A 23,379-nucleotide genomic window follows, 5' to 3' on the forward strand; every position below is an offset into this window, starting at 1 on the left:
AGCGCCGCCCCCCGGTTCAGCGCAGCAGCACGTGGCAGGCGAGCTGGAGCGCCAGCCGGGTGGCGGCGTCGTCCAGGTCGAAGCCGGCGGCCTTGATGCGTTCCAGACGGGTGGTGACCGTGTTGCGGTGCACGCCCAGGCGTTCGGCGGCCTTGAGGGCGCCGCCCTCGTCCAGGACGGCGGCCAGCGTCACCAGCAGCGTGCCGTCCTTGTCGACGGCCAGCAGCGGCTGGAGCACGACGGCCGCGGGCGCCCGCAGCACCCCCGCCGGGAGCGCGCCGAGCAGCTCGGCCGGTCCCATCCGGTCGGCGCGGGCCACCGTGCCCGCGCCGGCCACGAACGCCGCCGCCTCGGCGCCGAGCAGCGACTCCCCCACCGCGTCCAGCCCCTCCACCGCGGCGCCCACCCCGGCCGCGCACGGCCACGGCATGCTCTCCACGCAGCGCCGCAGATGCTCGGCGAGCCCGCCGGGCGGCTCCGGCGACCAGCCGGCCCACCCCTCGCCGCGCCGCAGCACCGGCACCTGGCCCAGCGCCGCGGTGACCAGCGCCTGGACGAGTGGCCCGTCGTCGGCCAGCGCCCCCACCGGCCGGACGTGGTAGGCCGTCAGGGCCCCGCGCACCGCCCATCCCAGCGCCACCGCCTCCGCCGGGGCCCCTTCCAGCCAGATGCCGCCGTCCCCGGCCGGCTCGTGGGCGGGCCGTCCCTCGGTGAGCAGCCGCCGGGCCAGCGCCGACTGCAGGGCGAAGTCACGTGAGGCGCGCAGGCGTTCCTGGGCCGCCCACGCCGCCAGCGGCGCCACCGCCAGGCCCAGCACGGTCCGCACCACCGCGGGCCAGCCGGGCGAGCGCGACGTCCCGGCGGCCACCAGCGTGCCGAGCGCGGGGCCGTCCTGGCCGGGCACCTCGACCTCGGCCGCCCACCGGGAGCCCGACGGCCGGGGCTGCTCGTGGTCGCCCGGCGCGCGGGCGGCACTCTGGCGGCCGGCGACGTGCAGGCCGTACCGGTCGAGGAAGGCCACCGACGTGCCGGGCAGCTCGGCGTTGAGCACCCCGAGCACCCGCCGCGCCGACGGGCCCGCGTCGGCCAGCCGGGTCGCGCAGCGGGCCACGAGCTGGGTGCGCGCCGCCTCGGGACGGGAGGCCGCCGACGCGACCCGGACGGCGACGATCAGCGGGTCCTCGTCCACGAAGATCAGGGTGACGCCGAGCCGTTCGGCCAGCACCTCGCCCGACCCGGCGCTCAGGCCGCCCGACGGCGCGATCACGCAGGCCGCCGCCTGCTCCCAGGCCCGGCGCATGGCCATCTCGACCGCCCAGCCGCCGCCGGCCGCCGCCCCGATCAGCACGACCGCCGTGTGCGGCGTCACCGCGCCGAACACCGACAGGTCGTCCACGATGCGGACCTGGTGCACGGGGTTGTCGCCGCTGCCGTACATCCGGGCCCCGGCCAGCGGGCCGGTGTTGACCAGCTCCGCCACCGTGACCGGCGCCTCCCAGCCCGGCTCGCGCAGCCCGCTCACGGCGACTCCGCCCGCTGCTCGAACGGGATCCCGAAGGCCCGCAGCCCGCCCAGCGCGAGCCCCCGGCCCGTGTGCCACACCGGCGCGGCCTTGACCACCATGACCTCCACCTCCATGCCGGGCGCCGCCTTGTCGACGTCCACGACCAGGCCGTCGGCGGACGCGATCATGCAGATCTGGTCCGGCGCCATCGCCACCGGGGCCCCGTCGGCCAGGGCGAGCACGATCTCGTTGTGCGCCTCCAGCCGGACGAGCCTGCGCAGCCCGGCCGACTCCTGCACCACGATGCTGGAGGGCAGCGAGGGCATGGCCACGTCGGCGCCGTGCCCCGTGCTGCCCTCGACGGCCAGGATGCGGCCCGCGCACAGCGTGCGCACCCCGTACGGGGCGGCCGCCGAGCGCGGCGCGCCGGGCGCCCCGGCCGCCAGCAGCAGGCTGACCGTGCCCGGCACCAGCACCCGGGCCAGGTCCCGCGCCGCCATCGGGTAGCAGGCGGCCACCGCCCACCCGCCCACCGCCAGCACGACCGGACGCAGCAGCTCCTCCACCCGGCCGCCCGCCGTCTCCAGCAGCACCAGCTCCCCCGACGCCCCGGCCAGCGCCAGCGGGGTCGCGCTGAGCCCGCCCAGCGTGTACGTCGTCTGCTCCACCAGCGGGAACACCCGTCCCGTCCCGTCGCCGTCGACCAGCGGCACGCCCAGGGCCGCCGCGGCGACCAGCGGGATCAGCGCGTTCTCGGCCGCCAGGTTGAGCGCCACCACGGCCCCGGTCCGCTCCCCCAGCCGCCGCTCCAGCGCCCGCACCGCCCGTACGGGCTCGTCGCCCGCGGGCAGTTGCTCGCCGAGCGCCGTGGTGGACCCGGCCAGGCTGACCACCATGCACAACGTCCCCGGGTCCAGCTCGCCGGCGGCGGCCAGCTCGACGCCGTCGCCGAGCACCGACTCCGCCCAGGCGAAGGTGAGGCTGTAGGAGGACTCGCCGGCGCCCGTGGCGAACAGCCGCGACCCCGCCGAGAAGCGGCGCAGCTCGTCGGGGCCGATGAGCCGGGTCACGGCGTCGCGCCTTCCGCCGTGACGCGCACCCGGTAGAAGCCGTCGGGCAGGTAGGACAGGGGGTTGACGATGGTCTCGGCGATGCGGGCGAAGCCGGGGGCGGCGCCGGCGCTGACCACGCGGGTCAGGGCCTCGTCCCTGGCGTCCTGCAGCGCCCGGTCCAGCTCGGCCCGGCCGCGCGCCTGCACGATGCGCTCCACCTGGGCCTCGGGCCGGGCGAGCGCGGCCCCGTAGGCGGCGGCCAGCAGGTCCTCGCCCCCGCCGCCGGGCTCGATCACCTCGAACGGCGCCGGGCGGTCCGCCGTGGCCAGGGCGGCCCGGCCGCGGCGCAGGCTGGTCGTCCCGCCGCGGTCGCAGGCCCGCGGGTAGCGGCGGAAGTAGTGCGCCGACACCAGGCCGCTGCCCGAGCGGGCGAAGAACAGCGGCACCCCGGGCAGCTCCCGCGCCACCCGGTCGGCGATCCGGCCGGCCTCGGGGCCGAGCGCCGCGTTCCTGATCGCGTGCGCCTCGCGCTCCCGCAGGCCGGGGCGGCCGAACTCGTACGACAGCGTGATCCGGGCCGCGGGCACCTCCGCCGCGATGATCGCGGCCACCGCCAGCTCGTGGTCGGCCAGCATCGGCGACCCGGTCGCCGTCACGGCGAAGTCGATCAGGCCGCAGCCGGCGGCGAACTCGCGTACCGCGCCGGTGTCCAGCGGCGCCAGCGGGCGGCCGGTCAGGCTGTGCCCGCCGCGCACGATCGTCGCCACCCCCGGCTCGGCCACCGGCCGCAACACCGGCGGGCACGGGCCGCCGACGCGGATCGCGGCCACCGGCGCGCGCGGCATCCCGTCGAGGTCGACCGCCACGCAGGCGCGTACCGCCTCCGGCGGCGGCGCGCCGTCGCCGACGGCCACCACCGCCGGCGACGGCCCGTCCAGCGCGACGCCGAGGATCACTCCAGCTCGCGCCCTTCGGTCTCGGGCAGCGGCACCGCCAGCAGCGCCGTGGCCACCATGAACGCGTTGATCACCAGCATCGTCGCGGTGAAGCCGGTGGCGTGGGCGAGCAGCGCGCCCACGGCCGACGGCGCGACCGTGGTGGCCACGAGCTGGGACGCCGTGGCCCAGGAGTAGCCGGTGCCGCGCAGGGCGGTCGGGTAGAACTCGCCGTTCCAGGTGTTCCAGACGCCCCACGCGCCCAGGCTGAAGAACGACAGGACGAAGTTGCCCAGGTACAGGCCCGGCAGGCTGCTCGCGGTGGCGAACCACAGGCCGCCCAGCACGGCCGCGACGACGTAGAACAGGAAGACCTTCTTGCGGCCGAACCGCCCGGTCAGCAGCGACGCGCTCACGTAACCGGGGATCATCATCAGCGCGCTGAGCGCGGCGAAGCCCAGCGAGGCCGACAACGACAGGCCCTTGGCCTGGAGCAACGTCGGCAGCCAGGTCTGCAGCCCCCAGTAGCCCCAGTTGAAGACGAAGTTGAGCGCCAGCATGAGCACGGTGATCCGGGCCAGCCGGCCGCGCAGCAGGTCCATCGGATTGCCCACGCGGCCGCTCGCCGCCGTGCCCGCCATGGTGAACGTCGCCTCGGCGTCGGGGCTGCCCAGGGTGCGCAGCACGGCCCGCGCCTCCTCCTGCCGCCCGCGCGCGGCCAGCCAGTACGGCGACTCCGGCACCCACGCCCTGATCGCGAACGCCCACAGCCCGGCCGCCGCGCTGGCGATCACCACGACGTGCCAGCCGAGGCCGCCGAGCGTCACCGAGGCGGCGATGGCCGCCAGCATGCCGATGGGCCAGCCGATCGACAGGTACACCGCCGCCCGCCCCCGGTGCCTGGTGGGCAGCAGCTCCAGGAAGAGCGGGAAGGTGATCGTGTAGACGCCGGCCAGCGCGAGCCCGGAGCCGACGCGCAGCGCGACCAGCGTCGCCAGGTTCGGCGCGAACGCCGAGGCGAACGCGATCACGCCGTAGGCCAGCAGCGACCAGAACGCGGTCGGCTTGCGCCCGATGCGGTCGGCGAGCGGACCCCAGACCAGCACGCCGGGGATCATGCCGAACGCCACCGCCGACAGCACGACGCCGATCCCGGCCTCGTCGATGCCGAACGCCGGGCCGAGGTCGCCGGAGACGTAGACCAGCGCGAGCTGCTCCCACGACTCGATGACGAAGGCGATGAACAGCGCGAGCGCGATGAGCACGTGCCGGCGGGAGAACGGCATCCGGTCGAACGCCGCCCCGATGGGGAGCGTCGGTGCTTCGGTGGCGGTCATGCAAGGCTCCTCGGAGGGGGGCGCGAAGTATTGCCGCACCATAGGGCCGTCCCCCTTCCGCCTCGGTGTGCGCGACGCCCGGCCGGGGCCGGTCCGGCTGTGCGCCGCGCACTTCCAGGCCCGCCGGACGGCGGCCACCCCTTGCGTCAGAGCGTGTTCTCGTGCACGTGGACGATCTTCCACTCGCCGTCCACCAGGCGCAGCACGCACGTCGTCCGGACGAGCTCGGGGTCGCCGTGCTCGAAGTCCACCTGCAGCAGGTACCTGGCCAGGGCGGTGTCGCCCCACACGTCCACGATCTCGTCGATGGCCCGGACGGAGGTCTCCGCCGGGCCGTCCGACGGGCGCGCGTCGCGCACTCTGTCGAGCTGCCGCCTGCTGGTGATCAGGCCGGGCTCGGCGGAGTCCCAGATCGTGGCCTCCGGGTGGAGGAGCCGGTCGATGCCCTGCCTGTCGCCTTGTGCGTAGGCGTCGTACATGCCGGTAATAACGGCCCAGACAGCGTCGCGTGCCACGCTTCCGTACTCCCTTGTCTTGGTGAAATATGGTTCTTTCTCACCGTATGGGTAGCGCGGAACGCCGGCGTCTTTACGGTGTAGATCAGGGATTGAGCCACTCGCGCAGCTTGGCCACCGCCAGGCCCATGGCGGCCTTGTTGGCGTTGGTGTCGCGCAGCAGGTCCACCATGGCGAAGTCGTGCACCATCCCCGCGAGCTGGACCGCGGTGACGTCGTTGCCCGCCTCCCGCAGCCGGGCCGCGTACGCCTCGCCCTCGTCCCGCAGGACGTCGGCCTCGCCGTTCAGCACCAGGGCCGGCGGCAGGCCGCGCAGCTCCCGGTCGCTCGCGCGCAGCGGCGAGGCGTGGCTCTCCGCGCGCTGCGCCGGATCTGTCGTGTACTGGTCCCAGAACCACTTCATGCCGTCCCGGTTGAGGTAGTAGCCCGTGGCGAACTGCTTGTAGGACTCGGTGTCGAAGTTCGCGTCCGTGACCGGGTAGAACAGCACCTGGCCGAGCAGCCGCACGTCACCGCGTTCCTTGGCCATCAGCGTCAGCACGATCGACATGTTGCCGCCCACCGAGTCCCCGGCCACGGCCATGCGGGAGGGGTCGAGGCCCTTCTCCGCGCCGTGCTGGGCCACCCACTGGGCGGCGGCGTAGTTCTGCTCGATCTGCGTGGGGTACTTCGCCTCGGGCGCGCGGTCGTACTCGGGGAAGACGACGGCGGCGCCGGTCCGTACGGCCAGCTCGCGGACGAGCCGGTCATGCGTGTGCGCCGAGCCGAACACCCAGCCCGCGCCGTGGATGTAGAAGATGACCGGCAGCGTGCCCGTGGCCCCCTTGGGCCTGACGATCCGCACCGGCACGATGCCCGTCGGGCCGCCCTGGACCTGGATCCACTCCTCGTCCACCTCCGGCCTGGGCACGGCCGGGTCGGACTGCAGCTTCTCCAGCACCTCGCGGCCCTGCTCGGGCGGCAGCTCGTAGATGAAGGGACGCTTGGCGTTGGCGTCGGCGAACTCCTGCGCCGCCTTCTCCAGCACGATCTGCTTGCTGATCATCGTCGTCACGGTGGCCGCCCTCGGTTGTCAGTGTCATCCACCCGGTTCCTGCCTGCGCCTACCTCGATCCGATCGCCCGGTTACGTCAAATTCCGCCCAAGCGGCTCTCATTCGCGCCGTAGCTCGTGAGCCAGCTCCTCCAGCTCCGCGCCGCCGGCCATCAGCGCGGTCAGCTCCTCCTTGCCGAGGTCGGCCTTGGCGTACTCGCCCATGCTGGTCCCGCGGTTGAGCAGCAGGAACCGGTCGCCGACCGGGTAGGCGTGGTGCGGGTTGTGGGTGATGAACACCACGCCGAGCCCCCGGTCGCGGGCGCGGGCGATGTACCGCAGCACCACACCGGCCTGCTTGACGCCCAGCGCCGAGGTAGGCTCGTCCAGGATGAGGACGCGCGCGCCGAAGTGCACGGCCCTGGCGATGGCCACCGACTGCCGCTCGCCGCCCGACAGCGTGCCGACGGGCTGGTCCACGTCCCGGATGTCGATGCCCATCGCGCGCAGCTCCTCGGCCGCGACCCGGCGGGCCCTGGCCACGTCGAAGGCCGGGCCCTTGCGGGGCTCGGAGCCGAGGAAGAAGTTCCGCCAGACCGACATGAGCGGGATCATCGCCAGGTCCTGGTAGACGGTGGCGATCCCCCGGTCGAGCGCCTCGCGCGGGCTGGAGAAGCGCACCTCGGCCCCGTCCACCAGGTACGACCCCGTGTCGTGCTGGTGCACCCCGGACAGGATCTTGATGAGCGTGGACTTGCCGGCGCCGTTGTCGCCCAGCACGCAGGTGACCGTGCCCTCCGCCACGCCCATCGACACCCCGCGCAGGGCCAGCACCGAGCCGAACGTCTTGCCGATGTCCCGGGTCTGCAGGATCAACGCCGCACCTCCTCGGCATAGCGCCGGACCATCCGGTTGGCCAGCGTCGCCAGCAGCAGCATGGCCCCGAGGAAGAACTTGAACCAGTCGGCGTCCCAGCCCAGGAACACGATGCCCTTGTCGGCCATGCCGAAGATCACCGCGCCGATGGAGGCGCCGACGGCGGAGCCGTACCCGCCGGTCAGCAGGCAGCCGCCGATGACGGCCGCGATGATGTAGATGAACTCCTGCCCGATGCCGATGTTGGCCTGGACGGAGGTGTACCGCAGGGCCAGGATCGAGCCGACCAGCCAGGCGGCGACCGCCGTCGTCATGAACAGCGCGATCTTCGTCCGGGCCGCCGGCACCCCGACCGCCCGCGCGGCCTGCTCGTCGCCGCCCACCGCGAAGATCCAGTTGCCCGGCCTGGAGCGCATGAGCACCCAGGTGGCCAGCGCGGTGATCGCGATCCACCACAGGATCGCCACCCGGAAGGACGTGCCGCCGATCTGGATCGTGCCCGCGAGCACCGCGCTGGCGCCGTCGAACCCCGGCGCCCTGCGCAGCCCGCCGACCTGGACGGTCCCGGTGATGGCCTTGGTGACGCCGAGGTTGACGCCCTGCAGCATGAGGAACGTGCCCAGCGTCACGATGAAGCTGGGCAGCTTCGTCCGGGTCACCACCAGGCCGTTGGCGAACCCGACGGCCAGCGCCACGACCAGCCCGGCCAGCATGGCGGGCCACACGCCGAACCCGTAGCGGGTGGCCAGCGTGACCAGGATCAGCCCGCTGGTGCCGGTCAGCACGCCCGCCGACAGGTCGAACTCGCCGCCGATCATGAGCAGCGCCACCGCGACCGCCATGATGCCGAGCGTGGCGGCCGGGTCGAGCCAGTTGGCGATGCCGGCCGGCGAGCGGAACACCTCCGACTGCGCGGCGAAGAACGCGAACACCGCGACCAGCCCCACCACGGCCCCGAGCTCGGGCCGGACGATCAGGCGGCGGGCCAGGCCGACCCGGGCGACCCGCTCGTCGGCCCGCGCGGGAGCGGCCGTCATCGGCGACCCTCCCCATCCTCGCGGCCGCTCATCGGCGGCTCTTCTCGTCCTCGCGGCCGCTCATCGGGTGCCCGCCTCGGCCAGCTTGGCCACCTGCTCGGCGTTGTCCTTGGTCACGAAGCCCGGCCCGGTGTTGACCGGCAGCCCGCCGCCGACGGTGTTGAGGTTGTCCTTGTAGAGCTTCAGGAACGTGATCGGCAGGTAGCCCTGGAGGTACTGCTGCTGGTCGACGGCGAACAGGATCTCGCCGTCCTTGATCGCGGCGACCACGTCGCCCGACAGGTCGAAGGTGGCGAGCTTGGCCTGCGACCCCGAGTCCTTGATCGCGTCCCTGGCCGCCACGGCGACCGCCGGGTTGAGCGCGAGCACGCCGTTGACCTGCTTGTCCGACTGCAGCTTGGCGGTGACCTTGGAGGTGACGTCGGCCAGGTTGGCGACGTCCACCTGAAGGCGCTCGACCGTGCCGCCGAGGGTCTGCTCGGCGCCCTTGCAGCGCTGGTCGAGGCCGACGTTGCCGGCCTCGTGCACGACGCACAGCAGCTTGGTGACGCCCGCGGCCTTGAGCTGCTCGCCCGCGCCGCGCCCGGCGACGTCCTCGGACTGGCCGACGTGGGTGATGGCGCCGAACGCCTTGGAGGAGTCGGCCCCGGAGTTGATGGTCACGACCGGGATTTTGGCCGCGACGGCCTTGCCGATGGCCTCCTTGAGCGCGTCGGGGTTGGCCATGGACACGACGAGCCCGTCCACCTTCTCCGAGACGGCCTGGTCGATGAGCTGCGACTGCTTGGCGGGGTCGCCGTCGCCCTGGTAGGTGACCTTGACGCCGTACTGCTTGCCGGCGGCCTCGGCGCCGTTCTTGACGACGTCCCAGAAGGCGTCGCCGGCGCCGCCGTGGGTGATGACGGCGAAGTTGCCACCGCCGGCCGCAGGGGCGGAGCCGGCGGCGGGTGCGGCGCTCTGCGCGCCCTGCCCTCCGGAGGAGGAACAGCCGGTCAGGGCGAGTACGCCTGCCAGCGCCAGCACGATCGGGGTACGTCTCATCGGATACCTCCAAGACCAACGGGCTAGCCTGGTTCTACCGCACCGCGATCTCTTTGTATAGACATACGGACCAGCATTCGATCTACGCGAATAGTAGAACGGAATCATTCGTTCCCGTATGCTGAAGGCATGACCAGCGCACCCATGAGCGGCCGCAAGGCTCAGGCCGCCCGCAACGACGAACTGATCCTCCAGGCGGCCCGGGCGGTCTTCACCGCCGACCCCGGCGCCCCCATAGCCGCCGTGGCCGAGAAGGCGGGCGTCGGGATCAGCGCGCTCTACCGCCGCTACCCCAGCAAGGAGGCGTTGCTGCAGAAGCTGTGCGGCGACGGGCTGAAGCTCTACGCCGCCGTGGCCCAGCAGGCGATGGACGACCAGGGCGACCCCTGGGAGGCGTTCGCCGCCTACCTGCGCGGCATCGTGGACGCCGACACCAACTCCTTGACGATCAAGCTGGCCGGCACCTTCCAGCCGACGGAGGAGCTCTACCACGACGCCGTCCACGCCGGCGACCTGGCCACCCGGCTGCACCACCGGGCGGTCGAGGCGGGCGTGCTGCGGGCCGACGTCACGGTGGCCGACATCGCGCTGCTGTTCGAGCAGATCGCCTCGATCAAGCTCGGCGACGGCGAGCGCACCTCCCAGCTCCGCCACCGCTACCTGACGCTGATGATGGACTCGCTGCGGGTGCCGCCCGCCCACCGCGACCTGCCCGGCCCGGCCCCGGAGGACGAGGAGCTGTCGGTCCGCTGGTACCCGAACCGCTAGCCCAGCCGGAGCGCCAGATCCAGCACGCGGCGGGCCCTGGCGACGATCGGGGCGTCCACGAAGCGGCCGTCGGGCAGGGCGACGGCCCCCGCGCCCGCCCGCTCGGCCGCCTCGACGATCTCGGCGGCCCTGGCCGTCTCCTCCTCGGTGGGACGGAAGGCCCGCCGGATCCCCGGGAGCTGGGCGGGATGGATGGCGGTCCTGCCGAACAGGCCGAACGCGCGGCCGGCCCGGCAGGAGGCGACCAGCCCGTCCTCGTCCTTGATGTCGGGGTAGACCGACATGGGAACCGGCGGCAGGCCCGCGGCGGCGGCGGCGAGCACGACCTGCAGCCTGAGGTGATTCATGGCGTTCTCGTCCGTGACGGACAGCTCGGCGGCCAGGTCCTGCTCGCCCAGCGCCACGCCGGCCACGCGCGGGTGGGCGGCCACGGCGCGGGCCTCGACGATCCCGGCCGCCGACTCCAGCAGCGCGTACAGGGGGGCCGTGCCGGGGAGGGCGTCCAGCGCGGCGGGCGACTCGACCTTGGGCAGCCGTACGGCGTCGGCCAGCTCGCCCACGGCCGCCAGGTCGTCCAGGCCGCGCGCGGTCGTCACGTCGTTGACCCGGACGTGCACCGCCGGCCCGGCCTCCCTGGGCTCGCGCAGGTAGGCGACGGCGTGGGCGCGGGCGGCGTCCTTGGCCTCGGGCGCGACCGCGTCCTCCAGGTCGATGATGATCACGTCGGCGCCCGAGGCGGCGGCCTTGGCGAAACGTCCGGGGCGGTCGCCGGGCACGTACAGCCAGGTGACGGGGGCGTTCACGCGATCACCCCGGCCTCGCGCAGGGCCGCGACGGTCTCGGCCGGGTAGTCCAGCTCGCCCAGCACCTCGTCGGTGTCGTGGCCGAGCGGGCGGCCGGGCCAGCGGATCTCGCCGGGCGTCTCCGACAGGCGGAACAGCACGTTCTGCAGGGTGACCGTGCCCAGCTCCTCGTCCGGCAGCTCGACGAACGTGCCGAGCGCGGCGTACTGCGGGTCGCTCGCCAGGTCGGTGACGTCGTAGATGGGGGCGACGGCGGCCTGGGCCTCCTCGAAGCGGGCGATGACCTCGTCGGCGTCGCGGGCGGCGATCCAGGTGGCGACCGCCTCGTCCAGCTCGTCCACGTGCTGGACGCGGCCGTGGCCGCTGGCGAACCAGGGCTGCTCGACCAGGTCGGGCCGCCCGACGAGGGTGACGACGCGCTCGGCGATGGGCTGGGCGCTGGTGGAGATCGCCAGCCAGCGGCCGTCGCGGGTGCGGTAGGTGTTGCGCGGCGCGTTGCTGCTGGACCGGTTGCCGGTGCGCCGCGGCACGACCCCCAGCGCCTTGTACGCCGTCATCTGCGGCCCGAGCAGGCCCAGGATGGGCTCGATGATGGCCAGGTCGATGACCTGCCCGCGGCCGGTCGCCGCGCGGGCGTGCAGGGCCACCATGATCGCGTACGACATGGCCAGGCCCGCGATGCCGTCGGCCAGGGCCAGCGGCGGCAGGGTCGGGGGGCCGTCCGGTTCGCCGGTCATGGCCGCGAACCCGCTCATGGCCTCGGCCAGCGTCCCGAACCCCGGTTGCCCGGACATCGGGCCGACCTGCCCGAACCCGGTCATCCGGGCCACGATCAGCCGGGGGTTGACCTTGAGCAGGTCCTCGGGGGCCAGGTTCCAGCGTTCGAGCGTGCCGGGACGGAAGTTCTCGATCAGCACGTCGGAGCGCTCGGCCAGGCGGCGCAGGATCTCCTGGCCCTCGGCGCGGGAGAGGTCGACGGCGGCGGTGCGCTTGTTGCGCGACAACGACTTCCACCACAGGCCCACGCCGTCCACCGAGGCGCCGTGGCCGCGCGAGGGGTCGCCGCGCCGCGGGTGCTCGATCTTGACGACGTCGGCGCCGAAGTCGCCCAGCATCATCGCGGCGGAGGGACCGGCGAACAGCGTCGCCGCGTCGATGACCCGCAGGTCGGCGAGACTTGTCATAGTTTGTAAGTTATAAGAAATAAGTCATAGCCGCGACCGGCCCGTGCGAGAGACTGGGGACATGACAGCCAGCGAGCCCACGCCGCCCATGAGCAAGGCCGACTACGTTTACAGCGTGCTGCTCGACGAGATCCGCGGCGGCCGCATCCCCGGCGGCACCGCCCTGCGTGCCGGAGCCGTCGCCCGGCGGCTCGGCGTCTCGGTCACGCCGGTGCGCGAGGCGCTGCGCCGCCTGGAGAAGGACCGCCTGATCAGCTACGAGGCCCATCACGGCGCGACCGTCATCGACCTGGGCGACGACGCGCTCGCCGAGTACTACGGCCTGCGCGCGGTCGTCGAGGGCCTGGGCGCGCGGCTGGCGGCGGCCAGGATCACCGCCGACGACCTCGTCCGGCTGCGCGACCTGCACCGCGAGATGGTCACCGACGCCGAGCAGGGCAGGTACGACCGGCTGGCCGAGCGCAGCAGCCGCTTCCACCTGAGCATCGTGGACATCGGCGGCCCGGCCTTCCTCGGCGCGCACGCCAGGTCGGTGCGCAACGGCGTCCCGGTGCCCGCCGAGGCGTCGTTGTGGCTGGACCCGGCGCGGGCCGGGCGGCAGCTGCGGGCCCACGAGGAGCTGCTGGCCGCCCTGGAGGCGGGCGACGCCGACGCCGCCGAACGCGTCATGATCGACCACATCCGGCAGGCCGGGGAGTACCGCAAGGACCACTGATGACAAACATCATCGTTCACACCCGGTTCATTGATTCACCGTGACGGGTGTTGCACGATGAGTCACTCTGATGGTCTTGCCGCGACCCCGACGCCGAAGGAGCCGACGCTGTGGCGGACGCGTGGACGCTCAATCCCGACTACCGCACCCCCTCCGTCCCCGCGGACGACTGCACCGAGCCCGGCCCCTGGCGCCACCCCGACGGCCAGGTGATGAACGGCGCCTACGAGCGCAGGCGTCCCAGGCGGCGCACCGAGGTCGTCACCGTCTGGTACGGCTACGCGCTGAGCCGCTGCCTGGGCCCCCGCATGCCGCGCTTCAGCAGCCCGCTGGTCTCGGCCTGGAACCCGGTGCTGGCCCAGGGGCTGAGCTGCGAGCCCGGGGCGCCGACGCCGTACCGCGACGAGCGCTGGTGCGACCGCTGGGTCGCCGAGGCCCTGCTGTACGGGCGCAAGCCGTACGGCACCTTCACCCTGCCCGCCGAGGACGCGCTGCGCTGGTTCGCCAAGAGCGGCGGCACCGGCCTGGTCTACCGGGCGCGCGCCGAAGGCGCGGGCGTCAGGGTCGTGGCGGGCACCACCGAGCCCTACGAACGGCTCTTCGACCTCGACTCCCTGATCGCCGACTACCGCGAGGCCCTGCCCGCCGAACGCGCCGAGGCCGAGGTGGCGGCGCTGGAGTCGCACCGCGGCCTGTCCCCCGCCCTGGCCTACGTGCTGGGCGAGGACGCCGAGGCGCGCTTCGCCGGCGCGCCGCGCTCGGTGCGCGGCCTGACCCTGGGCTACCCCCCGCGCGAGACGGCCGCCCGCGTCGCCGCCGATATGCTCGCCGGGTGACCATCAAGGGCATTCTGTTCGACCTCGACGGCACCCTGCTCGACCATCGCGGCGCGGCCGACGCCGCGATCACCGCGTGGGCGTCGGCGCTGGCCCCCGGCCATCCGCGCCTGCCCGAGGTCGCGGCGCTGTGGGCCGCGCTGGAGATCCCCCACCTGACCGCCTGGCAGGCGGGCGAGTGCTCATGGGAGGAGCAGCGCCGCCGTCGCGTGCGCGCCCTATGCCGGGAGCTGGCCGTCGAGGCGCCCGCCGATCTTGAGGCGGCCTTCGCCTCCTACGCCGAGCACTACCGGCGCGGCTGGGCCGCCTACCCCGACGCGGCTCCGGCGCTGGCCGAGCTGCGGGGCTACACGCTCGGCGTCCTGTCCAACGGGTCGCGGGGCGTGCAGGAGGCGAAGGTGCGGGCGATCGGCCTCGACGTCGGCCCGGTGCTGACCGGCGAGGGCCTGGGCGGGCACTTCAAGCCGTCCCCCGCCTGCTACGCCGCGGCGGCGCGGGCCCTCGGGCTGCCGCCCGAGGAGGTGCTGCTGGTGGGCGACGACCTCGACAACGACGTACGCGGCCCGGCGGCGGCCGGCATGCCCTCGGTGTGGATCGACCGGCTGGGCGCCGAGGCCGCGCCGGAGGGGTTCCCCCGCCTCACCTCGCTCACCGAGCTGCCCGCGCTGCTCGCCTCCCGCCATTTGTCTGGACATTCTGACCTCGGTTAGGCTGATCGGCATGACCCCGAACCTGGCCATCGACCTGGACCGGTCCAGCCCCGTGCCGCTCTACTTCCAGGTGGCCGAGCAGATCGCCGAGGCGATCCGGCGTGGCGACCTGACGCCCGGCTCCCGGCTGGACAACGAGATCCTGCTCGCCGACAAGCTCGGCCTGTCCAGGCCGACGATCCGCCAGGCGATCCAATACCTCGTCGACAAGGGCCTGCTGGTGCGCAAGCGCGGCGTCGGCACGCAGGTGGTCCACGGCCAGGTCAAGCGCTCGGTCGAGCTGACCAGCCTCTACGACGACCTGCGCCGCGCGGGCCAGGAGCCGGCCACGCAGGTGCTCGCGCTGGAGCCGCGGCCGGTCGAGGAGGACAAGGCGGCCATCCTGGGCGTCGAGCCCGGCACCGAGATCCTCTACCTCGAACGCCTGCGCTTCGCCGCCGGCGAGCCGCTCGCCGTCCTGCACAACTGGCTCCCGCTGGGGCTGGCGCCGCTCTCCTCCGCCGATCTGGAGGGCCGCGGCCTGTACGAGCTGCTGCGCGGCGCGGGCGTGCGCATGCGGGTGGCCAACCAGCGCATCGGGGCCCGCGCCGCCGGCCAGGTCGAGGCCAAGCTGCTCGACGAGCGCCGCGGCGCGCCGCTGCTCACCATGGTCCGGACGACGTACGACGACCAGGGCCGGGCCGTCGAGCACGGCTCACACGTCTATCGGGCCTCGCACTACTCCCTTGAGGTCACCCTCATCGAGCGCTGAGGCCGCGCGGCGCTTGAGGTAGAGCGTGGTGCCGATGCCGAACAGCACGGCCACCCCGAGCCCGACCCACGAGAAGCCCTTCAGCCACTTCTCGGCCACCATCCCGAGATAGTAGATCACCGCGGTGGTGCCGCCCGCCCACACGATGCCGCCCAGCACGTTCGCCACCGCGAACCGCCAGTACGGCATGCGCAGCGCCCCCGCCAGCGGCCCGGCGAGGATGCGCAGCAGCGCGATGAAACGGCCGACGAACACGGCCCAGACGCCGTACCGGTGGAAGTAGTTCTCGGCCTTCGCGACGTGGCGGGGGCCGAAGTGGCGGGGGAATCGCCGGCCCAGCCGGTCGAACAGCCGGCGGCCGCCCTTGCGCCCGATGGCGTAACCGGCCGAGTCGCCCACGATGGCCCCGGCGCTCGCGCACAGGCCCACCGCGACCGGGCTCACCACGCCCTTGGCGGACAGAATGGCGGCACTGACGAGCACGATCTCGCCAGGCAGCGGGATGCCGAGGCTCTCCAGGCCGATCACGAGCGCGACCATCGCGCACAACCAGGCGGCGGGGATCGCTTGCAGCCATTCGTCGATATGCACGCGGCCACCCTAACCCCGCGCCCCGCCTCCTCCGTCCGTTCGCCACCCGGAACGTACGCCCGCGCCACCCCGGCCCTTGGGAGGCGGCAGGCGGGCGGGATGGGCGTCCGGAGCGAGGCGCTCGGCCTGTCCGGGGCGAGGCCCTAGGTTTGGCCGGCACTGTCAGCCGAGCAGGCCGCCGAGGCGGCCCTCCAGGACGAGCAGCAGGTCGGCCAGCAGGTCGGCGAGCTGGCGTTCGCGGTCGCGGGGCAGCCCGGCCAGCAGCTCGGTCTCGTAGTCGAGCTGCTCGGGCAGCAGGCGCAGGATCAGCTCCCTGCCGCGCTCGGTCAGTGAGAGGTGGGCGACGCGGCGGTCGCGTTCGTCCACCCGCCGGGCGACGAGCCCGATCTCCTCCAGCCGCCTGACCCGCTTGGTCACCGCGGCTCCCGAGGCGAACGTCTCGCGGGCCAGCCTGCCCGGCGTCAGCTCGCCGCCGACCCGGAGCAGGGCGCACAGGAGGTCGTACTCCGGGCGGCTCACGCCGGCGCGTCCGAGCGGGGCGTCGGCGGCCTGCTGCAGGAGCGCGGCGCACCGGTTGAGCCTGCCGATGACGGCGATCGTGTCCAGGTCGGCGTCGGGAAGGACCTGCCGCCATTGCCGCAACGCCTTCGCGACGGCGTCCTCCACGTGGTCGTTCCTCTCCTCGTGACGATCTTCCGGTGGCTCCGATCGTACGCGCCGGGGCCGCCGGGCGGGCGCGGCCGGGGCGGTCACGCGTACAGGGTGGCGAGCCTGCGGTGGCCCGCGCGCTCGGCGGCGGCGACGCGCTCGTGGGGCAGCGCCCCGCTCCACCACTCGCCCGCCGCGACGTCGGCGGCCTCGCGGACCTCCACCAGCGCCGCGCGGAGCCGGTCCCGTTCGTCCGGTTCCGGCGGCTCCTCCAGGATGCGCTCCAGGCGCAGGAGCCCAGCCCGTACGCGCCGGGCCGCCCGCCTGTCCGGGACCAGCACGCACGCCAGCAGGCCGGCCGCCGCGCCGACACACGTGTCCAGCCACCGGTCGGCCACCAGCTCGGCCACCGGCCGGGTCCCGGCGAACTCGCTCATGAGGATGGCCATCGGCGTGACGAACACGCTTCCCAGCCAGTAGTTGCGCGTGATCGCCGCCTCCGTGGCGAACTGCAGCCCCAGGACGGCCACGACGAGCGCCACCGCCCCCAGCCGGGTCACGGGGGCCACCAGGGTGAACAGCCCGACCCCGAGCAGGTTGCCGACGACGCGCTGGAGCGCGCGGCTCCAGGAGAGTGTCGTGTTGGCCGCGAACACGGCGGCCGCCGTCACCACCGCCCAGTACGGCCTGCCCACCCCCAGAGCCATCGAGCCCCACCCGGCCGCGGCGGCCCCGGCGAACACCATCGCCACCACGCGCCACCGCCTTCCCACCTCGGCGAACACCATCGCCACGGCACGCCGCCGCCTTCCCACCTCGGCGGCCACCCGCGCGGCACCGGCCCGGCCGCCCTGCTCGGCGGCAATGCCGGCGAGTTCGGCCCGCTCGGCCACGGGCGGCGCGACCTCGCGCAGCGACGGCAGCGGGCGGCCTTCACGCAGGTCGCGGGCCCAGCCGGTCAGCTTGTCGGCGCAGCCGATCGGTTCCCCGGCGGTGCCCGCGCCCGCCGACTCCGCGCGGATCAGCAGCCGGGACAGCGTCTCGCGCCGCCGGGCGGGTACGCCGGAGCGCAGGAGCGTCTGCCAGGCGGCGTTGACCGCCGCCGCGGCGGCATGGCGCGCCTGGTGCCGTTCGTGGGTCTCGCGCTCCCGGGGGAGGTCACCGGTTTCGGGGACGGCCCGGAGCAGGCGGGCGGTGGATTCGAGGGCGCGGGCGACGGCGACGCGTTCGGGTCCGTCGGGACGCAGGAGGCCGGGGGCCATGCCGACCGTCCAGGCCAGGAGCCCGCCGAGCGCGCCGAGGCCCACGTGCGCGGGTACGTCGCCCAGCTGCTGCGGTACGAAGACCGCACCGGCGGCGACGAAGGTGAGCACCACGTTCCCCGGCGGCCCGATCCGGGTGGCGTCGCAGACCGCCTTGTGCAGCCCGGCCAGCAGGGCGGCCACCGCCACCCGGACGGCGACCGAGTCGGTGAGTGACGAGGTGACCAGCGCGACCGCCGTGCCGGACAGCATGCCCAGCACCACCCAGGCCAGCGCCCTGGCACGGGCCGCGTACGGCAGGCCGTGCCCGTACAGGGCGCACATCGAGCCCGCGGCGGCGTACGGCACCAGGTCGAGCCGCCCGGCCCAGAGGAGGGCGACCAACGGGACGGCGAGGGCGGCGACGGCACTGAGAGCGGGTTTGTGCCAGATGTCGCCGACGGGCCCCAGGCGCAGCGCGGCGCGCACGGGCAGGCGCGCACGACGCCCGTACGGCGGGGACGGGGACGGGGACGGCAGGGCTGGGGATCGGAGGGCACTGGACATCCCTAAAAGTTTACCAGGTGTTTTACCCGTGAAATAAACCAGGTGGACGGCGGATCCTGCAACCGGTGATCAAGCGGCGGTCAAGCCGTCCCGGCTAGAAACTCCTTCGGAATCCGACGGAACGAGCCGCCCGCGCACCGGGCGGAGGACAGAACTGGGGAAGCACAGTGACCACGGGAACCCTGCTGGCTGTGGCGATCATCGCCGGGACGACGCTGATCACGGCCGCGGTCGGCGTGCCGTTCCTGATCATGGCGAGGAACGGGCAGCGGCTCCTGGCGACCGGGATTCCCGCGCCGGCCGTGGTCGAGTCGATGGCCGACACCCACATGACGGTCAACGACCAGCCCGTCGTCAGCTTCGGCCTGGTGGTGCAGCCGGACGAGGGCCCCGCCTACCGGGTCGCCCACCGCCAGACGCTGCCGCGCGTCCCCATGGGCCTGGTGGTCCCGGGCGCGGTGCTGCCGGTGAAGGTGGACCCGGCCCGGCCCGACCGCGTGCGCATCGACTGGGCCGCCTGGCGCCCCTCCCCCGCCGACGCCCCCTGGCGCCCGGCCACCCACTGAGCACACCACCGCGTACGCCGCCGTGAACACCATCGAGAACGTCACCGAGGAAACCGCCGTGAACATCCGCCTGGAACACCGCCGGGCGGTCACGGCAGGACCGCCGCGCGGGCTCTCGTGAACGGCGGGTGAATTCTGCCGTAAGGTCGCCTTTCCGGGACGCTCGCCCGACAACCGCACTCCCATAATCCCTCTCATGGGGGATATTTGGCGAAATGGGGTGCGATGAAGCGGTGGATCGGCGTCGTCCTCGCCGCCGTTCTGGCCGGGGTGGCGGTGGTCGCGGTCGTCCTGGGGAACCGCGGGCCCGAAGCGCCGGAACCGTCCGTGGTACGCGGCGTCATCGGCTCGGAGAAGAAGCCGTTCTTCGACGACCCGGCGGTCAGGGCCGCCTTCGCCCGGCACGGCCTGCGTGTCGAGGTGGACACCGCCGGCTCCCGCCAGATCGCCACGGACGTGGACCTCGGCCGGTACGCCTTCGCCTTCCCCTCCAGCGCCCCCGCCGCCGAGAAGATCAAGCGCGACCGGGGCGCGACGACGACGTTCTCGCCTTTCTACTCGCCGATGGCGGTCGCCACGTTCGAGCCGATCACGAAGCTGCTGGCCAAGGCGGGCCTGCTCAACAATTCCAACAAAGGCCCCCAACTACTCGATATAAAGAAATATCTGGAATTAACGGCTAAAGGCACACGCTGGGATCAAATTCCGGGGAACGATGTCTACCGGGCTCGCAAGCGGGTGCTGCTCACCACCACCGACATCCGTACGTCCAACAGTGCGGCCATGTACCTGGCGGCCCTCGGCTACGTCGCCAACGGCGAGAACGTGATCATCTCCGACGCGCAGATCGCCCGGATCGCCCCGGTTCTCACCCCCGTCGTCCTCGACCAGGGCTTCTCCGAGACCACGAGCGAAGCCTCCTTCGACGACTATCTGGCCCTGGGCGCGGGCAAGACGCCGATGCTCGTGGTGTACGAGGCGCAGTACCTCTCCCACGTCTTCGCCCGCGACGGCGCGATCAGGCCCGACATGCGGCTGGTCTACCCCTCCCCCACGGTGCTCAGCAAGCACACCCTGGTCCCGCTGTCGGCGCCCGGCGCCCGTGTCGGCGAGCTGCTGACCGGCGACCCCGAGCTGCGTTCGCTGGCCGCGGCGCACGGCTTCCGCACCGCCGACCCGCGGGCGTTCGCCGACCGGGCCGCCGCGGCGGGCGCGCCGGTCGCCGACCTGGTGGACGTGGTCGAGCCGCCCGTCTACGAGCGCCTGGACAAGCTGATCACCACGATCGACGCCTCCCGCCCGTGAACGCGCCCCTGCCGGCCCCTTTCAGCAAGGAGAACTCCGACGTGTCCGATCTGGTGCTCACGCCGCCCGCGCCGGTCCAGCCGGTGCCGGTCGAGACGGCGGCCGGCATGCTGCCCCTGCCCGACGGGCGCGCGGCCGAGCTGGCCGCCAGGGCGCAGGACTTCGCCGGCGAGCTGAGCGGCCTCGACCCGCGCTCGCCGGAGTTCGGCCGCAAGGTGCACGACATCGCCTCGATGGGCGACACCGAGATCAGGTCCGCCTCGCAGGCGGCCAACCGCATGCTCAAGCGTCCGGTGGCGGCCCTGGACGCGGCCCGCGGCGAGGGCGCCGACGCCCAGGCCAGGGTGGCCGCCGACCTGGTGGCGCTGCGCCGCACGGTGGTGGACCTGGACCCCAAACAGGCGTCCGGCGGGACGCGCAGGCTGCTCGGGCTGATCCCGTTCGGTGACCGGCTGCGCGACTACTTCGCCAAGTACCACTCGGCGCAGCGGCACCTGGACGACATCATCCGGGCGCTGAGGTCCGGCCAGGACGAGCTGCTGCGCGACAACGCCGCCATCGAGGGCGAGAAGGCGAACCTGTGGGAGACGATGACCCGCCTCCAGGAGTACGTGGTCATGGCCAAGGCCATCGACGCGGCCCTGGAGGAGCGCATCGCCCTGGCCGACGAGGAGCGGGCCACGGCGCTGCGCTCCGACGCGCTGTTCGCGGTGCGCCAGAAGCACCAGGACCTGCTCACCCAGCTCGCCGTCTCCGCGCAGGGCTACCTGGCGCTCGACCTGGTCCGCAAGAACAACCTGGAGCTCAGCAAGGGCGTGGACCGGGCGGCCACGACCACGGTGGCGGCGCTGCGCACGGCGGTGACGGTCGCGCAGGCGCTGGCGAACCAGAAGCTGGTGCTCGACCAGATCACCGCGCTGAACGCCACCACGAGCGACCTCATCCTGGCCACCAGCGAGATGTTGCGCACGCAGGCGGGCGCGATCCAGAACCAGGCCGCCTCGACGACCGTGGACCTGGACACGCTGCGGCAGGCGTTCGACAACGTGTACGCCACGATGGACACGATCGACGCCTTCCGCGCCAAGGCCGTGGACAACATGGCGGCGACGGTGGACAGCCTGGGCGCCGAGCTGGAGCACGCCCGCACGTACCTGGCGCGTTCGCGGGAGTCGGCGTGAGGCGCGGCGTGGGGTACGCACTCGCGGCCGTCCTGCTCCTGGCCACCGCCTGCGGGTCCGGCGACGGCGGGCCGCCCGCCGACGGCCCCGAGGTGCTGAGGGTGCTGGCCGGCAGCGAGATCAAGGACCTCGAACCGCTGCTCGGCAAGGCCGCCGCGGAGATCGGGGTGCGGGTGCGGCTGACGTACACCGGCACGCTGGACGGCGCCGAACGGGTCGCGGGCGGGCGGGCCGACGGCGAGCTGGACGCGACCTGGTTCTCCTCCAACCGCTACCTGTCGCTCATCGACGGCGCCCCGGCCAGGCTGTCCACGCAGACCAAGATCATGGTGTCCCCGGTGGTGCTCGGCCTCAAGCCCGCCAAGGCGCGGGAGCTGGGCTGGGACAAGGGCCGGGTGTCGTGGTCGGACATCGCGGCGGCGGCCGGGCAGGGCCGGTTCAGCTTCGGGATGACGAACCCGGCCTCGTCCAACTCGGGGTTCTCGGCCCTGGTCGGGGTGGCCGCCGCGCTCTCCGGCGCCGACGGCGCGCTCAGCGCCGAGCAGGCCCGCGCGGTGACGCCCCGGCTCAAGGACTTCTTCTCGGCGCAGCGGCTGACGGCCGGCTCGTCGGGCTGGCTGGCCGACGCCTACACCCGCGACCCGGACGTGGACGGCATGGTCAACTACGAGTCGGTCCTGCTCGGCCTGCGCGACCCGGTCACGCTGGTCTACCCCGACGACGGCGTGGTCAGCGCCGACTACCCGCTGACGCTGCTCGCCTCGGCCGCCGAGCCCAAACGGCGGCTGTACGGGAAGCTGGCGGCCTGGCTGCGCACCCCGGCCGTGCAGCGGGAGATCGTGACCGGCACGCACCGGCGGCCGATCACGCCCGGCGTGGCCCCCGATCCGCGCTCCGGCGCGGCCCAGCTCATCGAGCTGCCCTTCCCCAACCGGCGCGGCACGGCCGACGAGCTGATCGCCACCTACCTCGACCGGGTGCGCGTCCCCGCCGAGGCGCGGTTCGTGCTGGACACCTCCGGCTCGATGAGGGGCGACCGGATCGACGCGCTGCGGCAGGCGCTGGTGGCGCTGACCGGCGCCGACACCTCGGCCTCGGGCACGTTCTCGCGCTTTCGCGGCCGGGAGTCGGTGACGATGATCCCGTTCAACGGCCGGCCGGGGACGCCGGTGCCGTTCACCGTCCCCGAGCGCGACCCGGCGGACGCCCTGGCGCGCATCAAGGAGTTCGCCGAGGGCTTGCGGGCCAACGGGGGCACCGCGATCTACGACAGCCTCGCCGCGGCCTACGACCGTCCCGTCCCGCCGGGCCACTACGGCTCGATCGTGCTGATGACCGACGGCGAGAACACCGACGGCTCGGACTACGCCGCCTTCGAGTCCCGCTACCGCGCGCTGCCGGAGGATCGGCGGCGCACGCCCACGTTCGTGGTGCTGTTCGGCGAGAGCGACGACGGGGAGATGCGCCGGATCGCGGCGCTGACGGGCGGGGCCGTGTTCGACGCCCGCTCGACGTCGCTGAGCGGCGCGTTCAAGGAGATCCGTGGCTATCAGTGAGCGCGTCCTGCGCTACCTGGGCTCGTCCAGGAACATCGCGGGCTGCCTGCTGGCGCTGCTCGGCCTGGCCGCGCACCTGCTGGGGCTGGCGGGCGCGTTCTGGCCGGTGGTCGTGGCGGCCCTGTACGGCGCGGGCGCCCTGCTGGCCCCGCCCGAGCGCCTGCGGCTGAGGGTCTCGCACGCCGAGATGGAGACGTCGGCGCTGCGAGCGGACCTCGACGCGCTGCTGCGCCGGATCGAGGGCCGCTTCCCCGCCGACGTGCACCTGGCCGTGGAGGGCATCGCCGAGGTGGTCAGGGGCGTGCTGGGCCGGGCCGAGCAGCTGGCCGCCTCCCCCGACGAGCTGCACGTGGTGTCCCGGACGATCCGCGGCTACCTGCCGGCCGGCCTGGAGGCGTACGCGAACCTGCCGCGCGGGTACGCCCTGACCCGGCGGGCCGGCCGGGAGCGCAGCGCCCACGAGGAGCTGCTGTCCCAGCTCGCCCTCCTGGACGCCCGCCTGCGGGAGGTCGCCGACGCCGTCCACCGCGGTGACGAGCAGGCGCTGCGCGACCAGGGCCGCTTCCTGCGCGACCGGTTCGGCGGCTCGGACCTGGACCTGGACTGACCCGCCATCCCGGGCCCCGAA

At 73.7% G+C, this 23,379-nt stretch carries 24 protein-coding genes; 10 read left to right on the forward strand and 14 right to left on the reverse strand.

Annotated elements, in window-relative coordinates:
* Window positions 1-16: 16 nt before the first annotated feature.
* From ACWCSU_RS36125 to ACWCSU_RS36165, 9 genes are all read right to left on the reverse strand, one after another.
* Entirely contained in the window at window positions 17-1,522 is a 1,506-nt protein-coding gene (locus tag ACWCSU_RS36125) for a PucR family transcriptional regulator (RefSeq protein WP_449941156.1), read from the reverse strand.
* Window positions 1,519-2,574 (reverse strand): DUF917 domain-containing protein, encoded by a 1,056-nt coding sequence (locus ACWCSU_RS36130; protein ID WP_449941158.1) that lies wholly within the window; start codon window positions 2,572-2,574, stop codon window positions 1,519-1,521. The genes ACWCSU_RS36125 and ACWCSU_RS36130 overlap by 4 nt, the downstream gene beginning before the upstream one ends.
* Complete coding sequence (locus ACWCSU_RS36135; RefSeq protein ID WP_449941161.1) at window positions 2,571-3,512, reverse strand: hypothetical protein; 942 nt, start codon at window positions 3,510-3,512, stop codon at window positions 2,571-2,573. The genes ACWCSU_RS36130 and ACWCSU_RS36135 overlap by 4 nt, the downstream gene beginning before the upstream one ends.
* Window positions 3,509-4,828 carry an MFS transporter gene (locus tag ACWCSU_RS36140; RefSeq protein WP_449941164.1) on the reverse strand — a complete coding sequence of 440 codons (1,320 nt, stop codon included), beginning with the start codon at window positions 4,826-4,828 and terminating at the stop codon, window positions 3,509-3,511. Before ACWCSU_RS36140 ends, ACWCSU_RS36135 begins: the two co-directional genes overlap by 4 nt.
* A gap of 146 nt (window positions 4,829-4,974) precedes the next feature.
* Complete coding sequence (locus tag ACWCSU_RS36145) at window positions 4,975-5,343, reverse strand: nuclear transport factor 2 family protein (RefSeq protein WP_357706905.1); 369 nt, start codon at window positions 5,341-5,343, stop codon at window positions 4,975-4,977.
* Between the two features lie 85 nt (window positions 5,344-5,428).
* Entirely contained in the window at window positions 5,429-6,388 is a 960-nt protein-coding gene (locus ACWCSU_RS36150; protein ID WP_357706906.1) for an alpha/beta hydrolase, read from the reverse strand.
* Between the two features lie 107 nt (window positions 6,389-6,495).
* A complete protein-coding gene (locus ACWCSU_RS36155) occupies window positions 6,496-7,251 on the reverse strand; it encodes an ATP-binding cassette domain-containing protein (protein ID WP_449941167.1) in 756 nt (251 codons plus the stop codon).
* Window positions 7,248-8,288: an ABC transporter permease gene (locus tag ACWCSU_RS36160; protein ID WP_364095702.1), complete on the reverse strand. Its 1,041-nt coding sequence runs from the start codon at window positions 8,286-8,288 to the stop codon at window positions 7,248-7,250. The genes ACWCSU_RS36155 and ACWCSU_RS36160 overlap by 4 nt, the downstream gene beginning before the upstream one ends.
* 60 nt (window positions 8,289-8,348) lie before the next feature.
* Window positions 8,349-9,329: a sugar ABC transporter substrate-binding protein gene (locus tag ACWCSU_RS36165; protein ID WP_449941171.1), complete on the reverse strand. Its 981-nt coding sequence runs from the start codon at window positions 9,327-9,329 to the stop codon at window positions 8,349-8,351.
* A 129-nt stretch (window positions 9,330-9,458) separates the two neighbouring features.
* On the opposite strand from ACWCSU_RS36165, the gene ACWCSU_RS36170 reads away from it, so the two are divergent.
* Window positions 9,459-10,097, forward strand: a complete 639-nt coding sequence (locus ACWCSU_RS36170) for a TetR/AcrR family transcriptional regulator (RefSeq protein ID WP_357706912.1) — start codon at window positions 9,459-9,461, stop codon at window positions 10,095-10,097.
* Here ACWCSU_RS36170 and ACWCSU_RS36175 read toward each other — a convergent pair.
* Entirely contained in the window at window positions 10,094-10,900 is an 807-nt protein-coding gene (locus ACWCSU_RS36175; protein ID WP_449941174.1) for an HpcH/HpaI aldolase/citrate lyase family protein, read from the reverse strand. The genes ACWCSU_RS36170 and ACWCSU_RS36175 overlap by 4 nt on opposite strands.
* Window positions 10,897-12,084, reverse strand: coding sequence for a CaiB/BaiF CoA transferase family protein (locus ACWCSU_RS36180; RefSeq protein WP_449941176.1), 1,188 nt, complete (start codon window positions 12,082-12,084; stop codon window positions 10,897-10,899). The genes ACWCSU_RS36175 and ACWCSU_RS36180 overlap by 4 nt, the downstream gene beginning before the upstream one ends.
* 61 nt (window positions 12,085-12,145) lie before the next feature.
* On the opposite strand from ACWCSU_RS36180, the gene ACWCSU_RS36185 reads away from it, so the two are divergent.
* The 4 genes from ACWCSU_RS36185 (at window position 12,146) to ACWCSU_RS36200 (ending at window position 15,096) form a co-directional block, all read left to right on the forward strand.
* Entirely contained in the window at window positions 12,146-12,799 is a 654-nt protein-coding gene (locus ACWCSU_RS36185) for a GntR family transcriptional regulator (RefSeq protein WP_364095692.1), read from the forward strand.
* 110 nt (window positions 12,800-12,909) lie between these two features.
* Window positions 12,910-13,635: a hypothetical protein gene (locus ACWCSU_RS36190; protein ID WP_357706917.1), complete on the forward strand. Its 726-nt coding sequence runs from the start codon at window positions 12,910-12,912 to the stop codon at window positions 13,633-13,635.
* Complete coding sequence (locus tag ACWCSU_RS36195) at window positions 13,632-14,345, forward strand: HAD family hydrolase (RefSeq protein ID WP_449941180.1); 714 nt, start codon at window positions 13,632-13,634, stop codon at window positions 14,343-14,345. The genes ACWCSU_RS36190 and ACWCSU_RS36195 overlap by 4 nt, the downstream gene beginning before the upstream one ends.
* A 10-nt stretch (window positions 14,346-14,355) precedes the next feature.
* A complete protein-coding gene (locus ACWCSU_RS36200) occupies window positions 14,356-15,096 on the forward strand; it encodes a GntR family transcriptional regulator (RefSeq protein WP_357706919.1) in 741 nt (246 codons plus the stop codon).
* Here the strand turns inward: ACWCSU_RS36200 and ACWCSU_RS36205 are convergent.
* The 3 genes from ACWCSU_RS36205 to ACWCSU_RS36215 form a co-directional block, all read right to left on the reverse strand.
* Entirely contained in the window at window positions 15,040-15,687 is a 648-nt protein-coding gene (locus ACWCSU_RS36205; RefSeq protein ID WP_364095685.1) for a DedA family protein, read from the reverse strand. The genes ACWCSU_RS36200 and ACWCSU_RS36205 overlap by 57 nt on opposite strands.
* A gap of 162 nt (window positions 15,688-15,849) precedes the next feature.
* Window positions 15,850-16,353: a MarR family winged helix-turn-helix transcriptional regulator gene (locus ACWCSU_RS36210; protein ID WP_357706922.1), complete on the reverse strand. Its 504-nt coding sequence runs from the start codon at window positions 16,351-16,353 to the stop codon at window positions 15,850-15,852.
* An 83-nt stretch (window positions 16,354-16,436) separates the two neighbouring features.
* Entirely contained in the window at window positions 16,437-18,143 is a 1,707-nt protein-coding gene (locus tag ACWCSU_RS36215) for an FUSC family protein (RefSeq protein ID WP_449941184.1), read from the reverse strand.
* A gap of 167 nt (window positions 18,144-18,310) precedes the next feature.
* Between ACWCSU_RS36215 and ACWCSU_RS36220 the strand changes: the two genes are divergently transcribed.
* From ACWCSU_RS36220 to ACWCSU_RS36240, 5 genes are all read left to right on the forward strand, one after another.
* On the forward strand, window positions 18,311-18,709 hold the full coding sequence (locus ACWCSU_RS36220) for a hypothetical protein (protein ID WP_449941187.1): 399 nt from the start codon (window positions 18,311-18,313) through the stop codon (window positions 18,707-18,709).
* A gap of 225 nt (window positions 18,710-18,934) precedes the next feature.
* Window positions 18,935-20,014 carry a hypothetical protein gene (locus ACWCSU_RS36225; RefSeq protein ID WP_449941189.1) on the forward strand — a complete coding sequence of 360 codons (1,080 nt, stop codon included), beginning with the start codon at window positions 18,935-18,937 and terminating at the stop codon, window positions 20,012-20,014.
* A gap of 41 nt (window positions 20,015-20,055) precedes the next feature.
* Window positions 20,056-21,195, forward strand: a complete 1,140-nt coding sequence (locus ACWCSU_RS36230) for a toxic anion resistance protein (RefSeq protein ID WP_357706927.1) — start codon at window positions 20,056-20,058, stop codon at window positions 21,193-21,195.
* Window positions 21,192-22,751 (forward strand): VWA domain-containing protein, encoded by a 1,560-nt coding sequence (locus ACWCSU_RS36235; RefSeq protein ID WP_449941193.1) that lies wholly within the window; start codon window positions 21,192-21,194, stop codon window positions 22,749-22,751. Before ACWCSU_RS36230 ends, ACWCSU_RS36235 begins: the two co-directional genes overlap by 4 nt.
* Complete coding sequence (locus tag ACWCSU_RS36240) at window positions 22,738-23,358, forward strand: hypothetical protein (RefSeq protein ID WP_449941195.1); 621 nt, start codon at window positions 22,738-22,740, stop codon at window positions 23,356-23,358. The genes ACWCSU_RS36235 and ACWCSU_RS36240 overlap by 14 nt, the downstream gene beginning before the upstream one ends.
* Window positions 23,359-23,379: the final 21 nt, after the last annotated feature.

The organism is Nonomuraea sp. NPDC001699 (assembly GCF_053596455.1).